The following is a 15,368-nucleotide window of genomic DNA, read 5'->3' on the forward strand; positions in this document are numbered from 1 at the left end:
AGGGTCCCACGGGAGCCGCGCGGGGGCGCGGTCCGGAGCCCGGAGCAGGCAGCTTATGGTGATGCGGTGAACGGCGACTGGCTCATACGCGGCCGCGACGGCCGGCTCGGTGTCTACAGCCCCACGGACGACGGCGTCCTGTCGCGGGCGGAACACCGGCCGGGCGGCGGCTGGACCGCCCCGCGCAGGGTGGGCGGCGAACAGAAACTGCGCCCCGGCCTCGGAGTGGGCCAGGGCGCCGACGGTTATGCCCACCTCGTCTCCTGGCACCCGGCGGCCGGCGGCGAGGCGGTCCTGACGCACTCCACGCACTACCGGCCCGACCTCACCGCCATGGACTGGACCCCGCTCGGGCACCCCAACGGCAAGGGACCCGTCACATCGGACCCGGCGGTCGCGGTGGACCACCAGGGCCGGGCCCATGTCTTCGTGGTCAACGGCGGCCAGGGCCTGAGCATGGTCGCCCAGCGGGAGAAGGGCGGCTGGGCCCCCTGGCGCGACCTGAACGGCTCACGGGTCCAGAACGGCCTGGCCGCGGTGACCGGGGAGACCGGCCTGGTCGCGGTCTACGGGGCGGTGCCCGGCGGCATCGTGCACTGGACCCAGGAGAAGCCGGGCAAGCAGGTCGCCGTCGCCGAGTCGCTGTTGGCGCGGGTCCGGCCCGGCACCCTGGCCGCTCTCGCCACCTCGGAGCGGAGCACGACCGTGTTCTACACCGACACCGAGGGCATGTTGTGCGCCTGGCGTCCGGGCTGGGCGCCCGTGGCGCTGCTGCCCGCGGCGGGTCCCGGCCCGGTGAGCGCGGCGCGCTGCCTGCTCGACGGCCACGACTGCACCGTGCTGGCCCAGCGCGCGGCGAGCGGCCGGGTGGCCGTCGCCGCGTATCCCACGGAGGCGGAGTCGGCGGGCGCCTGGTGGGCCGAGTCGGGCCCGGTGCTGCCGGAGGACGCGCGGGTCTTCCTCGCCGGCGACGCGGACCTCGGCAGGCTGACCGCGGCCGCGCTGTCCCCGTCGACCGGACGGCTCGTCCTCACCCACCGCAAGGACGAGCCGGGTCTCGCGCTGGAGCCCTGGCGGGAGGTCTGACCCCCGCCTTCCCGTGACGGCGCCGCCCCTACGGGGTGGCGCCGCCGCGCGCGGGCGACTTCTTGGCCGACTCGGGGATGGTCCCGTCGGAGCGCAGGGCGCTCCAGAGCTGCTTGGCCTGAGGCTCGGCGGCCACGACCCGGTTGGGGTCCTGGGTGTCGTACCGGACCGGCAGCATGATCGTCTCCATGGTGGAGGTGTCGACGCCGTTCATGCTGCGGCTGAACTCGGCCAGCTTGGTGAGGGAGGCGAGCCCGGAGTCGGTGGTGAGCGCGGTGGTGAGGTCGTCGGCCACGGCGTACGCCTTGGTGGGGCTGCCCATCAGGTCCTGCTTCTTGATCTCGGCGAGCAGGGCCATCAGGAACTTCTGCTGCATCCCGATCCGGCCCAGGTCGCTGCCGTCGCCGATGCCGTGCCGGGTGCGGACGAACTGGAGCGCCTCGGTGCCGTTGAGGCGGTGGGTGCCGGCGGCGAGGTCCAGCCCGCTGGAGGAGTCGTGGATGTCGCGGTCGACGGTGACGGGCACACCGCCTATCGCGTCGACCAGGCCCTTGAACCCGGCGAAGTCGATCTCCACGAAGTGGTCGAGCCGTACGCCCGACATCTTCTCGACCGTCTTGACCACACAGGCCGGACCGGCCGAGGAGTAGACCGAGTTGAACATGACGCGGTTCGCCGAGGGCAGCTTCGTCCCGTCGTCCTTGACGCACTCGGGGCGGCTGACGAGGGTGTCGCGCGGGATGCTGACGGCGACGGCCTGCTTGCGGCCCTCGGGTATGTGGATCACCAGCGCCGTGTCGGAGCGGGCTCCGGCGACATGCCCGGTGCCGAGCCCGGCGTTGGCCCCGGCGCGCGAGTCGGAGCCGAGGACCAGTACGTTCTGCCCGGAGGTGGGCAGTTTGGCGGGGCGGTCGTCCCCGAGGGACTTGTCGAGGTCGACGCCCTTGATGTTGCGGTTCAGGCCGCTGTAGAGCCAGTAGCCGGTGCCGCCCGCGGCAATCAGCAGGACCAGCAGCGTGAGCAGCACGATGCGTCCGCCGCGCTTCTTGGGGCGGGGTGAGGTGCCGTCACCCGGCGGCGCCTCGGCAGGGCGGGGCTCGGTGGCATGCGTCATGGGCGTGTCGGTTCCTCTCCGGAACAGGCTCCGCGAAGGCGGAGTCGCAGGGCCCGGTGGGGGGAGGCCGGCCCGTTGATCTTTGTGAAGCGTCAGGGGAGAACTATAAGCAACTCTTGTCGGTCATCTGGGGGTAGAAGAGCGTGCGCGACCGGGCACGGACGGGGCAGAGCTCCTCTTGACCTTGGTTAAGTTTCACATAAGATGTGCTGAAACTGTGAGCATCGATGGCCGAAAAATTCGCTTCATGTTCGCGGATCCGTGTGACGCCCAAAAGAGTTGGGGTTGTCCGGGCGTGCCGATCGACGGGGTGGACGTCCAACGTGGCGGGGCACGCCCTTCGTTGGACGGCATATGCGGGTAGGAGCATGAGTTGGCGGATCGTCCGCGTCTGAGCATCGTGGTTCCCTTCCAGGACGTGGAGGTCTACCTCACCGAATGTCTGGAGTCGATCGCGCGCCAGTCCTTCCGTGACTTCGAGGTCATCCTCGTCGACGACGGGTCCACCGACCGCTCGGCGTGGATCGCCGCCGGCTTCTGTGCGGCCGACCCCCGCTTCCGTCTGGTCCGCCAGCACTCGCACGGCCCGGGGCACGCCCGCAACACCGGCCTGCGCTCGATGCATCCGCGCGGGGAGTTCCTGGCCTTCGTAGACGGCGACGACGTGATACCCGAGTACGCCTACGAACTGCTGGTGCGCACCCTGGAGGAGTCCGGTTCGGACTTCGTGTCGGGCAACGTGCAGATGATGAACTCCACCAAGAAGTGGCAGTCCCCGCTGCACCGCACTCCCATGCAGAAGTCCCGGCGCGGCACCCACATCACGAAGTTCGACGCGCTCATCTACGACCGCACCGTGTGGAACAAGGTGTTCCGCCGCAGCTTCTGGGACGACCAGAGCATCACGTTCCCCGAGGGTGTGATGTACGAGGACTCCTGGGTCAACATGTACGCGCACTTCCGTGCTGCCAAGGTGGACGTCCTCAGCGACATCGTCTACTTCTGGCGCCGCCGCGACGGCGGGGCGGCGCCGTCCATCACCCAGCGGTACACCGAACTCTCCAACCTGCACGACCGCGTTACCGCCGTGATGGCGGTCAGCCGCTTCCTCACCGACGAACGGTCGATGGCCGGCAAGGACAGCAAGCGCAAGTACGACACGGCCTGTCTCAAGTCCGACCTGATGCTGCACCTGAAGATGCTCCCGGACGCCGACGAGGAGTATCAGCAGGCGTTCATGACGTGGGCCAATTGGTTCCTCGACCAGGCCGACCCGACCATCATCGACGAACTGCCCGCCGAGGCGCGGGTCAAGTGGCTCCTGGTCCGCGACTGGCGGCTGCCCGAACTGCTGGAGGTGGTCCAGTTCGAGCGCACGGGCGGACCGCTCCCCGTCCAGCGCCGCTTCCGCCGCTATCTGAAGTACCCCTTCCTCGGGGACCGGGAAGTCGGTCTCGACAAGAAGGCGTACCGCCTGGACCAGGAGTTCTCCCTCGCCGGAACACTGAGCGCGGCCCAGTGGAGCCCCGACGGCAACGAGTTGAACCTCACCGGCACCGCCTACGTCCGCTTCCTCAACATCCACAAGAAGCACATGTCGGTCAAGGCCATCGCGCTGCGCAACAAGAAGCAGGGCCGCATGGTCGTCGCCCCAGCCCGTACGACGTACGCCCCGCAGGCCACCGAACATTCCAAGCAGAATCGTTACTGCTACGACTGGGCGGGTTTCGAGACCCGTATCGACACCTCCCGGCTGAAGAGCAAGGGGGAGTGGGTGGAAGGCACCTGGGACGTGGCCGCCGGTGTGCTCAGCCGGGGTCTCTTCCGCTACCGGGGCATCAGCCGCGGGAGCGTGGGAACGGGCGCCAATCCGCCCCACCGGTACGTCGACAAGAACACCCGGGTGCTGCCCGTCTTCCTCCAGGGCAAGCTCAAGCTGCGCGTGGAAGTCGTGCGCTGCCGCATCACCAACCACCGGATAGCGGGGGACCAGCTCGAACTGCGCGGCGTCTATCTCGGCCCGACGGTGCCGGAGTGGGGAAAGCTCCGGGTCGCCAGCATGAACGGCGCCGGGCGCCACGACGCGTGGGCCCACTTCACCCCGGGCGGTGAAGGCTGGAGCAGCTTTACCGTCCGCCTGCCGCTGCGGGTGCTGGTACCCGGTTCCCGCGCCGACGTGGCGGCCGGTCAGGAAGCGCCCCAGTCCTGGAACATGGGCAGCAACGGCTGGAAGACCACCTTCCACGTCGAGGGCCGCAAGATGACCATCTATCCGGTGATGGCCGACGACACCCCTGACGGCCACTACCGCATGCCCGCCACGCTCCAGACTCCGGAGGGCGACCGGGAAATCGTCGTCCACCGCAACGGCTCCGGCTACCTCGTCCTCTTCGAGCGCGCCACGCTGCCCACCGTCACCCACGCCGCCTGGCGCCCCGACGGCGCGCTGGAGATCAGCGGCCGGTACGGCGCCGCCGACCAGCTCTCGGCCCAGGAGTACCGTGACGCCCATCTGGTGGTGCGCTCCCGCGCCCACGGGGCCGAACGCGCCGTCCCGCTGACCTGGGACGGCAAGCGCTTCAGCTCCGTTCTCACCCCCGCCGCGATGCGGACTCTGGCCGGCGACATCCCCCTCGCCGCCGGGCGCTGGGACTTCTTCCTGCGCCGTCAGGACCTGTCAACGGTGGCTCGCGAGGACCGCCTCGAAGACCTGATGTGCAAGATCGAGCAGGACCTCATCGGCGACTTCCCGCAGGACCGCGAGGAGAACGAGCGCCGTTACGAGCTCCAGGCCGAGGCGTACGACCGTCTCTCCCTGCTGGTGCACTCCGCGATGCCCGACCACGCCCGCGGTCCCTACCGGCAGAAGCTGCTGCGTACCAAGGCGTACCCCGCGGCCCGCCGGAACCCGGTGCGTCCCGCGATCCTCTACGACGCGTTCAAGGGCACCCAGTACTCCGACAGCCCGCGCGCCCTGCACGAGGAACTGGTGCGCCGCCACTGCGACTTGGAGCATCTCTTCGTCGTCCGGGACGATCAGGTACAGGTACCGCCCACGGCGACACCGGTCCGCATGTGGTCGCCGGAGTGGTACGAGGCCCTGGCCACCAGCCGGTACGTCGTGGCCAACAACCACCTCCCCGACTGGTTCCAGAAGCGGGACGGCCAGGTCGTCGTACAGACCTGGCACGGCACGCCGCTGAAGAAGATCGGCCACGACATCGAGGCCATCCACTTCGCCGACCAGAGCTATCTGGAGCGCGTGGCGAAGGAGGTGCTGAACTGGGACATGCTGGTCTCGCCCAACAGCTTCTCCACCCCGATCCTCCAGCGCGCCTTCGGCTTCGAGGGCGAGATGGTGGAGTGCGGCTACCCGCGCAACGACGTGCTGCGCCGGTCCGGCACCGAGGGCCGGCAGGAGGAGATCCGCCGCAGGATCGGCCTGCCCGAGGGCAAGCGCGTCGTCATGTACGCCCCGACCTGGCGCGACGACCAGTTCTACGCGCCGGGCAAGTACAAGCTCGACTTCCGCATCGACCTTGCCGATGCCCGCGCCCGGCTAGGTGATGACCACGTGCTCCTGGTGCGCCGCCACCCCAACGTGGTTGACCCGGTGCCGGGTGCCGGGGACGGCTTCGTCTTCGACGTCTCCGACTACCCGGACATGGCCGACCTGTCGCTGATCACCGATGTGATGATCACTGACTACTCGTCCCTGATGTTCGACTACGTCAACACCGGCCGCCCGATCCTCTTCTTCACCTACGACCTGGACCACTACCGCGACACCCTGCGCGGGTTCTACTTCGACTTCGAGCAGAGCGCCCCCGGCCCCCTGCTGCGTTCTTCGGAGGACCTGGTGGACGCAGTCCGGGACATCGACCGGATCCAGGAGCGCTACGCCGGCCAGTACCGCCGTTTCCAGCAGGATTTCTGCGATCTGGACGACGGTCACGCCTCGGCCCGGCTCGCCGACCGCATGCTGATCGCGGGCGGCGACCTGGCGCCCGAGCAGGCATGGGCGCCGGCCGTGGGCACGGTGGCCGCACGCCCCACCGGACGCCCCCTCGCATCCTTCGGGGCCGGGCAGGTGACCGAGAACCTGATGAACGCGATCCCGGCCCCGGCTCCCGCAGTATTCGGCGGCCCCGCCGACGCGTCGACGGTGATTCCGGGGCAGAGCCGAGTGACCGAGGACGTGGGTGTGTGAGTGCGTCCCCGCGGCCCACAGCCGCATGAGCGCGCCCTCGCCGAGTCCGTCCGGCGCAGGCCCCTCAGCCGGTGCGCACGCGCATCAGCAGCGCGGAATGGTCCGAGGCGTCCAGGTCCCGGACCGTGCACCGCGTCCGCTCCAGCCCGGTGAACAGGTAGTCCAGCTTGTGCCCCGAGGCGTGGGTGGGCCGCCCGGCCCGCGAGGTGGCCGACGTCTGGGCGCACTCCCGCTGGCGGATGTACGGTCCGGCCGGCCAGACCCAGGAAGCGGGATTGCGGGGACCCGGCGGAGACACGTTCAGGTCACCGCCGTACACCGTGCGCCGCGAGGGCACCGTCGCGGCCAGCGCCTTCAACTGGTCGTCCCGGAAGTCCCACCCGGGGTGTGCCGCATCGCTGTGCGCCGGGCTGAGATGGGCGTCGCACACCCGTATGCCGGGTGCCTCCACCGTGGCGCAGAGGATGCCACGCGTCACGCCTACTGTGGGCTGCTGCGCGGGCACCGAGGTGAGGGAGGCCAGCGGATACCCGGCCAGGATCGCGTAACCGGCCTCGCCCTGTGCCGCCTCGGCGCAGTGCACGGGTGTGGCGCGGCCGGTGGCGTCGCGAGCGAGGTACGGCCGGAACGCCGTGTGCCAGGAAGTGCCCAGGGACCGGCGGACAGCGGCCACGTCGCCCGCGCATGCCTCCTGGAGCAGGACCAGGCGGGCCCCGGAGTTTGTGACCAGTCCGGTCAGCGCTCGCCGTTTCCGTTCCGGGCTTCCGGTGCCGGCACAGTGCCACTGCCGGACACCGCACATGTTCCAGGTCGCCACGGTGAGCGTCCGGGGAGCGGGGGAACGCGGCGGATGCAGCGTCAGGGCCGCCGTCACCCCGGCAGCGACACCGGCCACGGTTGCCGTCAGGATCAGGCGACGCCGTCCGCCGTGCCGTTGCCGAGGGAGTCGTGGCCGGGCCGGGAGTGAGAACACCCCGGCATCATCACCGCCCGACCCGCCGGACACCAAAAGCTGTGCCCGCGCACAGTCAGTCATCCGATCGAAGTGGAAGCGCACCATGTCTGAAGCCCCGGCCAAGCGCCGTCAGGTGATCAAGGGGATCGACGCGTCGGGCCCGTACCCGGTCGAGTACCGGTTCGCGCACGCCCCGAACGCCGAGCGGCATCTCGTGATCGTCCTCGCCGGTCTGGACGACCCGGACGGTTACGGCTGGGCGACCGGAGAGATGGACGACCTTCCGGCGAACATCCTGTGGATCCGGGACCGGTTCGACGGCGGCAGCGCCTCATACCTGTGCCGGGACATGGACTTCGGCGTCGAGAAGTCCGTGGCCGAGGTCGTCGCGCGGGTGACGGAATTGCTCGGGCTGCACCGGGCCGAGGTCACGCTGTGGGGCAGTGGTCGTGGCGGCAGCGCGGCCCTCCACCTCGGGCTGAAGCACGGTTACGGCAACATCGTCGCCGTCGGTCCGGAGTTCGCGCTCGGCTCGCCTCTGCGGGAGCGACGCCCGGCCGCGGCCCGGCATTTGCTGGGTGAGCCGATGGCTGACGAGGACGCCCGTGCCCTCGATGCCCTCCTGCCCGACCTGCTCGCCTCCAGCGTGCATCCGCAGACGCACCTCTACGTCTTCCCCCCGGCGGACGACGAGCCGGATGCCGGCCGCGAGATGTGCCTCGGACTGCTGCGCCAGTACCGGAACGCCGACCTCGTCCACGAGACATTCCCCCTGCTGAACCTCGCCCATATGCTCGTCGCGGGCCTCGTCCCCCGTCTGACCGCCGCTCCCCGGGCCGAGGGACGGCCGTCCGCCGGCCTGCCCGGCATCGGCAGCTACCTCAAGTCGACGTCTGTGGTGCAGGGTTCGTTCGCCGCGCCGGTCGTGCTCTCACCCGGCCCGGACGACCTGCTCTCGGCCACCGGCGTGCGCCTCGTGGGCCGGGCGCCCGGCGCGGTCCGGGTGAGCCTGTGGGAGAACGGTACGTACCTGGCGTCGGCGCCCGTGACGCAGGACGGCGACTGGAGCTGGACACGTCGGACGTGGACGCCGGGCGAGCACAACGTACGCCTCTTCGCCGTCGATGCGCTCGGCTATCAGTCCCCGCGCGCCGACGCGCAGTTCACCGTGTCCGACCACCTCACGCCGGAAGTCGTTCCCACGCGGCCCGGCGCGGCCCCGCCGGTCGTGCAGCGGCCGGAGCCCTACCTCCAAGTGCCGGGAGCCCGGGTCGGGTTCACCGGTTTCGCCACGGGGGCGGCCCGGGTCGGCATCCGGGAGAACGGCGCCGTCCTGGGGGAGTGCGCGGTCGCTCCCGACGGAGCGTGGTCCTGGGCACCGGAAGGCCCCTGGGCCGGGGGACCACACACCGTCGAAGTCTTCTCCATCGGCGCCGCCGACACCGAGTCCCGGCCCGTCGCCGTCACCTTCACCGCCGAATCCTGAGCCCCGACCGCAGCACACCACAGAGCGGAACCCCTCACATGTCCCCAGCAGCACCCGCCGGGCGCAAGCAGCACACCGGCATCGAGTCCTCCGGGACCTTCCCGGTCGAGTACAGGTTCGCGCCCGCCACCAAGGGCAACCGGCACCTCGTCGTCGTCTTCGCCAACTTCGCCGCGCCCCAGGACTACGGCTGGTCCAACGGGGTCTTCGACAAACTGCGCGCCAACGTCCTCTGGATTCGCGACAAGTTCGACGACAACCGCAGTTACTACCTGTGCAGGGGCATGGACTTCTCCCTGGAGCGGTCCGTCCTGGGGCTGATCTCCAATGTCATGCGCGCCCTTGACCTCACCCCCGACCGCGTGACGCTGTGGGGGAGTTCCAAGGGCGGCAGCGCGGCCCTGCACTTCGGTCTGAAGTACGGGTTCCGCAACATCGTCGCCATCGCCCCCCAGTTCGCCATCGGCACCTACGTCCGGGACGTCCACCCCGGCGTCGCCCGGTTCATGCTCGGTGAGGACGTGCCGGAGGAGAACGTGCGGGCCCTGGACGCCCTGATCCCCGACCTGCTGCGCGCCGGCGCGAACCACACGGCCAACATCTATGTCGTGTCCGCCGCCCAGGACGACCAGTACCCCACCCAGATCGAGCCCTACCTGGGCCTGCTCCGCAACTACACCAACTTCAACCTGATCTTCAGCGACTCCCCTCACATCGCCGACCACACCCGGGTCGCGGGGCGCAACGTCCCGCTCCTCATGGGCCTGGCCAACTTCCTGATCGACGGCATCGCCCCCCGCCTGGGCCTGGTGCGCAACGGTTTCGAGGAGCCCGACCGCGACACCTCGGTGCTCTCCTCCTACCTCTCGGCGACCGCGCTCGTGCGCGGCGCGGAGTTCCCCCCGCCCGTGGTGCTCGCCCCCGCCGCGGACGCCCGACTGCACCAGGACGCCGTACGCTTCAGCGGCCACGCCCCCGGTGCGGTACGGGTGAGTGTCTGGGAGCACGGCAAGTACGTCGGCCAGTGCGACGTCGGGCCGGACGGAAGCTGGTCCTGGGAACGGGGACGGCCCTGGAGCCTGGGCAAGCACCCGGTGAAGCTCTACGCGGTCGACGCCTACGGCTACCAGTCGGAGCGGATCGAGCTGACGTTCACCGCGATCGGCGGCCCCGCCCCGGCGCGCGCCGCCGCGCCGGTGATGGACGGCGGGCCCCCGTCGGCGACGACGGCAGCGGCCGCGCCGATGGTGCTGCAGCCCATCGCGCATGAGCAGGTCATGGACGTGCGGGTGGTCTTCACCGGCCTCGCGGCCGGCGCGTCGCGCGTCGGGTTCCGGCTCGACGGCATGCCGTTGGGCGTCACCGAGGTCGACAGGGACGGTGGCTGGACCTGGGACGCGGGCTGGGCATGGGACACGGGCACCCATGTCGTCGATGTCGTCGCCATCGATCCGGCCGGTGTGGAGTCCCCGGCCACCACGGTCCCCTTCACCGTCGCGCCCGCCACGGCCCCCGCCGCCCACCACGGCGGAACCTACTGACCGCCTTCGCGCAGGAGAGGCAGAGAGGTACAACGGAGGAGGGCCCCCGCGCCGCAGCGCCGGGGCCCTCCTGCGTACAGCCGGCCGGTGTTACGCCGGCACGCTTGCCACACCCTGCTCGAGGAACCGCTTGCCGTTCACCCGCTCGGAGACACCCTCGCGGTCCAGGTACGGCGTGATGCCGCCCAGGTGGAAGGGCCAGCCGGCGCCGGTGATGAGGCACAGGTCGATGTCCTGCGCCTCGGCGACGACGCCCTCGTCCAGCATGAGGCCGATCTCCTGGGCCACGGCGTCTAGGACGCGGTCGCGGACCTGCTCCTCGGTGAGGACGGAGTCGCCCTGCTTGAGCAGCGCGGCGACCTCGGGGTCCAGCTCCGGCTTGCCGCTGCCGTAGACGTAGAAGCCGCGCTTGCCCGCCTCGACGACCGCCTTCAGGTTCGGGGAGACCGTAAAGCGGTCCGGGAAGGCCCGGTTGAGGGTCTCCGAGACGTGCAGGCCGATCGCCGGGCCGACCAGCTCCAGCAGCACCAGCGGGGACATCGGCAGGCCGAGCGGCTCGACGGCCTTCTCCGCGACCTCGACCGGGGTGCCCTCATCGATGACGTTCTGGATCTCGCCCATGAAGCGGGTCAGGATGCGGTTGACGACGAACGCCGGGGCGTCCTTCACCAGCACCGCGGTCTTCTTCAGCTTCTTGGCCACGCCGAACGCCGTCGCCAGCGCGGCGTCGTCGGTCTGCTCGCCGCGCACGATCTCCAGCAGCGGCAGGATCGCGACGGGGTTGAAGAAGTGGAAGCCGACGACCCGCTCGGGGTGCTTCAGCTTCGACGCCATCTCCGACACCGACAGCGAGGAGGTGTTGGTGGCGAGGATCGCGTGCGCCGGGGCGACCGCCTCGACCTCGGCGAACACCTTCTGCTTGACGCCCATCTCCTCGAACACGGCTTCGATGATGAAGTCGGCGTCCGCGAAGCCCTCGGCCTTGTCCAGGACACCGGTGACCAGCGCCTTGAGGCGGTTGGCCTTGTCCTGGTTGATCCGGCCCTTGCCGAGCAGCTTGTCGATCTCGGCGTGGACGTAGCCCACACCCTTGTCGACGCGCTCCTGGTCGATGTCGGTCAGCACGACCGGCACCTCCAGGCGACGCAGGAAGAGCAGCGCGAGCTGGGAGGCCATGAGACCGGCGCCGACGACGCCGACCTTGGTGACCGGACGCGCCAGCGACTTGTCGGGGGCGCCCGCAGGACGCTTGCCGCGCTTCTGCACCAGGTTGAACGCGTAGATGCCGGACCGCAGTTCGCCGCCCATGATCAGGTCGGCGAGGGCCTGGTCCTCGGCATCGAAGCCCTTCTGGAGGTCGCCGTCCTTGGCACCCTCGATGATCTCCAGCGCGCGGTAGGCGGCCGGGGCCGCGCCGTGCACCTTGGAGTCCGCGACGAAGCGGCCCTTGGCGACGGCCTGGTCCCACGCCTCGCCCCGGTCGATCGCCGGACGCTCGACGGTGATGTCGCCCTTGAGGACCTGCGCGGTCCACAGCAGCGACTGCTCCAGGAAGTCGGCACCCTCGAACAGCGCGTCGGCGATGCCGAGTTCGAAGACCTGCTTGCCCTTGAGCTGGCGGTTCTGGTTGAGGCTGTTCTCGATGATGACCTGGACGGCCTTCTCGGGACCGATCAGGTTCGGCAGCAGGGCGCAGCCGCCCCAGCCGGGCACCAGGCCGAGGAAGACCTCGGGCAGCGAGAACGCCGGGATCGCCTTGGAGACGGTCCGGTAGGAGCAGTGCAGGCCGACCTCGACACCGCCGCCCATCGCCGCGCCGTTGTAGTAGGCGAAGGTCGGGACCGCGAGGCCGGAGAGGCGCTTGAAGACCTCGTGGCCGCCCTTGCCGATGGCGAGCGCGTCCTCGTGCCGCTTCAGCAGCTCGACACCCTTGAGGTCGGCGCCGACCGCGAAGATGAACGGCTTGCCGGTGATGCCGACACCGACGATGTCACCGTCCGCGGCCTCCTTCTCGACCTGGTCGATCGCGGCGTTCAGGTTCGCCAGCGAGGCCGGGCCGAAGGTGGTCGGCTTGGTGTGGTCGAAGCCGTTGTCCAGCGTGATCAGCGCGAACCTGCCCGCGTTGAAAGGCAGTTCGAAGTGCCGTACGTGGGCCTGGGTGACGACCTCGCCGGGGAACAGCTCGGCAGCACCCTTCAGCAGCTCGGTGGTGTTGCTCACTTGTCCCCCTCGAAGTTCGGGTTCTCCCAGATGACCGTCGCGCCCATGCCGAAGCCGACGCACATGGTGGTCAGGCCGTAGCGGACGTCCGGGTTCTCCTCGAACTGGCGGGCGAGCTGCGTCATGAGCCGCACACCGGAGGAGGCCAGCGGGTGGCCGAACGCGATGGCGCCGCCGTACTGGTTGACGCGGCTGTCGTCGTCGGCGATGCCGTAGTGCTCCAGGAACGCGAGGACCTGGACGGCGAACGCCTCGTTGATCTCGAACAGGCCGATGTCGGAGATCGACAGGCCGGCCTGGGCGAGGGCCTTCTCGGTGGCCGGGATCGGGCCGTAGCCCATCACCTCGGGCTCCACGCCCGCGAAGGCGTAGGAGACCAGGCGCATCTTGACCGGCAGGCCGTTCTCGCGGGCGAAGTCCTCGGACGCGATGAGGGAGGCGGTGGCGCCGTCGTTCAGACCGGCCGCGTTGCCCGCGGTGACCCGGCCGTGCACGCGGAACGGCGTCTTGAGACCGCTCAGGTTCTCCAGCGTGGTGCCGGGGCGCATCGGCTCGTCGGCGGTGACCAGGCCCCAGCCCGTCTCACCGGCCTCTTCGTTGGTGCGGCGCACCGAGATCGGCACCAGGTCCTGCTGGATCTTGCCGTTGGCGTACGCCTTGGCGGCCTTCTCCTGCGAGCGGACCGCGTACTCGTCGGCGCGCTGCTTGGTGATGGTCGGGTACCGGTCGTGCAGGTTCTCGGCGGTCATGCCCATGAACAGCGCCGACTCGTCGACCAGCTTCTCGGAGACGAAGCGCGGGTTGGGGTCCACGCCCTCGCCCATCGGGTGCCGGCCCATGTGCTCGACACCGCCCGCGATGGCGATGTCGTACGCGCCGAAGGCGACCGAGCCGGACACCGAGGTGACGGCGGTCAGCGCGCCCGCGCACATGCGGTCGATGGAATAGCCGGGCACCGACTGCGGCAGGCCCGCGAGGATGCCCGCGGTACGGCCGAGGGTGAGGCCCTGGTCACCGATCTGGGTGGTCGCGGCGATGGCGACCTCGTCGATCTTCTTCGGGTCCAGACCGGGGTTGCGGCGCAGCAGCTCCCGGATCGCCTTCACGACGAGGTCGTCGGCGCGAGTCTCGTGATAGATGCCCTTCGGGCCCGCCTTGCCGAACGGGGTGCGGACGCCGTCGACGAAGACGACGTCCCTGACGGTACGAGGCACGATGGCTCTCCTCCAGGGTGCGGGACGCTGAGCGCTTGCTCAACCTCATGCTACTTATGAGTAACGTAGCTGCACAGTCCCACCCCGGCTAGCGGTGAACGTCACACCGCGACCCCGCCCGGCCGGACGGATCGTGGCGGGAGAACCGCCTACTCCGGGGTGGCGGACAGTACCGCGACCAGCACCGGGGTCACCTGCTCCACCTGCCAGGACCGGGCGCCGTGGCCGGTGAGGGCGGCGGCCACGGTCCGCTCGTCGACGGGGACCGGGGGCTCCCAGCAGATCCGGCGCACGGTGTCGGGGGAGATCAGGTTCTCCTGCGGCATCTCCAGCCGCTCGGCCAGCGCCGACACCCCGGCGCGGGCGGCCGACAGCCGGGCCGCGGCGGCCGGGTCCTTGTCCGACCAGGCACGCGGCGGCGGCGGACCGGTCACCTGCTGGCCCTGCTGGGGCAGCGCCGACTCCGGCAACGCCTTCGCCCGGTCGACCGCGGCCTGCCACTGTTCGAGCTGACGGCGGCCGACACGATGGCCGAAACCGTTCAGCGCGGCCAGCGCGTGCACATTGGCCGGCACCGCGAGCGCGGCCTCCACGATCGCCGAGTCACCGAGCACCTTGCCGGGGGAGACGTCCCGGCGCCGCGCGATCCGGTCCCGCGTCTCCCACAGCTCCTTGACCACCGCGAGCTGCCGCCGCCTGCGCACCTTGTGCATCCCGGAGGTCCGGCGCCAGGGGTCCTTGCGGGGCTCGGCGGGCGGCGCCGCCGCGATGGCGGCGAACTCCTCCAGCGCCCACTCCAGCTTGCCCTGCCGCTCCAGCTCCTTCTCCAGGGCGTCACGCAGGTCGACCAGCAGCTCCACGTCCAGCGCCGCGTAGCGCAGCCACGGCTCGGGCAGCGGGCGGGTGGACCAGTCGACGGCGGAGTGGCCCTTCTCCAGTACGAAGCCGAGCACGTTCTCCACCATCGCGCCGAGGCCGACGCGGGGGAATCCGGCGAGCCGCCCGGCCAGCTCGGTGTCGAACAGGCGGGTGGGCACCATGCCTATCTCGCGCAGGCAGGGGAGGTCCTGGGTGGCGGCGTGCAGCACCCACTCGACCCCGGACAGCGCGGCGCCCAGCTCGGAGAGGTCGGGGCAGGCGACCGGGTCGATCAGCGCGGAGCCCGCGCCCTCGCGCCGCAACTGCACCAGATAGGCCCGCTGGCCGTACCGGTAACCGGAAGCGCGTTCGGCGTCCACGGCCACCGGGCCGGTGCCGGCGGCGAACGCGGCGACGACCTCGGCGAGCGCGGCGGCGTCCGCGACGACCGGCGGAATCCCCTCGCGGGGTTCGAGCAGGGGGGTGGGCGCCGCCGCCTCAGCAGGCCCCGCGTCGGGGGGCGTACCCCCGTTGATGCGCCGGGAACTGTCTGCTGCGGTCTCTTGGGCGTCCGTCACATGCCAAGGGTATCCGCATGGCCGCGCCGCTGGCCTGCACGTTCGACCGACACCCACGCTGACCGGCCAAAATGCGCCGCGCGCGGGCACACACCGCGCGCCGTAC

9 protein-coding genes are annotated in these 15,368 nt (G+C 70.5%); 4 read left to right on the forward strand and 5 right to left on the reverse strand.

All coding sequences use genetic code 11. The features are described from left to right. Window positions 1-66: 66 nt before the first annotated feature. The gene (locus E5082_RS18435; RefSeq protein WP_135792333.1) at window positions 67-1,086 is read left to right on the forward strand and encodes a PLL family lectin; all 1,020 of its coding nucleotides are present in this window, start codon (window positions 67-69) and stop codon (window positions 1,084-1,086) included. 28 nt (window positions 1,087-1,114) lie between these two features. On the opposite strand, the gene E5082_RS18440 is transcribed toward E5082_RS18435, so the two are convergent. Next, window positions 1,115-2,200, reverse strand: coding sequence for an LCP family protein (locus E5082_RS18440; protein WP_135792334.1), 1,086 nt, complete (start codon window positions 2,198-2,200; stop codon window positions 1,115-1,117). Window positions 2,201-2,573: 373 nt separating this feature from the next. Here E5082_RS18440 and E5082_RS18445 point away from each other — a divergent pair, with 373 nt between their 5' ends. Further along, window positions 2,574-6,410: a bifunctional glycosyltransferase/CDP-glycerol:glycerophosphate glycerophosphotransferase gene (locus E5082_RS18445; RefSeq protein ID WP_135792335.1), complete on the forward strand. Its 3,837-nt coding sequence runs from the start codon at window positions 2,574-2,576 to the stop codon at window positions 6,408-6,410. A 64-nt stretch (window positions 6,411-6,474) separates the two neighbouring features. Here E5082_RS18445 and E5082_RS18450 read toward each other — a convergent pair whose 3' ends face one another. Then, the gene (locus E5082_RS18450) at window positions 6,475-7,305 is read right to left on the reverse strand and encodes an endonuclease/exonuclease/phosphatase family protein (protein WP_229918859.1); all 831 of its coding nucleotides are present in this window, start codon (window positions 7,303-7,305) and stop codon (window positions 6,475-6,477) included. Between the two features lie 163 nt (window positions 7,306-7,468). Here E5082_RS18450 and E5082_RS18455 point away from each other — a divergent pair, with 163 nt between their 5' ends. Beyond that, window positions 7,469-8,851 carry a hypothetical protein gene (locus E5082_RS18455; RefSeq protein WP_135792337.1) on the forward strand — a complete coding sequence of 461 codons (1,383 nt, stop codon included), beginning with the start codon at window positions 7,469-7,471 and terminating at the stop codon, window positions 8,849-8,851. 38 nt (window positions 8,852-8,889) lie between these two features. Next, entirely contained in the window at window positions 8,890-10,392 is a 1,503-nt protein-coding gene (locus E5082_RS18460; RefSeq protein ID WP_135792338.1) for a hypothetical protein, read from the forward strand. Window positions 10,393-10,482: 90 nt separating this feature from the next. Here the strand turns inward: E5082_RS18460 and E5082_RS18465 are convergent, their stop codons facing one another. The 3 genes from E5082_RS18465 to E5082_RS18475 form a co-directional block, all read right to left on the reverse strand. Then, a complete protein-coding gene (locus tag E5082_RS18465; RefSeq protein ID WP_135792339.1) occupies window positions 10,483-12,612 on the reverse strand; it encodes a 3-hydroxyacyl-CoA dehydrogenase NAD-binding domain-containing protein in 2,130 nt (709 codons plus the stop codon). Further along, window positions 12,609-13,826: a thiolase family protein gene (locus E5082_RS18470; protein WP_030802710.1), complete on the reverse strand. Its 1,218-nt coding sequence runs from the start codon at window positions 13,824-13,826 to the stop codon at window positions 12,609-12,611. The genes E5082_RS18465 and E5082_RS18470 overlap by 4 nt, the downstream gene beginning before the upstream one ends. 149 nt (window positions 13,827-13,975) lie before the next feature. Then, window positions 13,976-15,262, reverse strand: a complete 1,287-nt coding sequence (locus E5082_RS18475) for an HRDC domain-containing protein (RefSeq protein WP_135792340.1) — start codon at window positions 15,260-15,262, stop codon at window positions 13,976-13,978. Between the last annotated feature and the right edge of the window lie 106 nt (window positions 15,263-15,368).

Source organism: Streptomyces griseoluteus (genome assembly GCF_004784465.1).
Classification (GTDB): domain Bacteria; phylum Actinomycetota; class Actinomycetes; order Streptomycetales; family Streptomycetaceae; genus Streptomyces; species Streptomyces griseoluteus.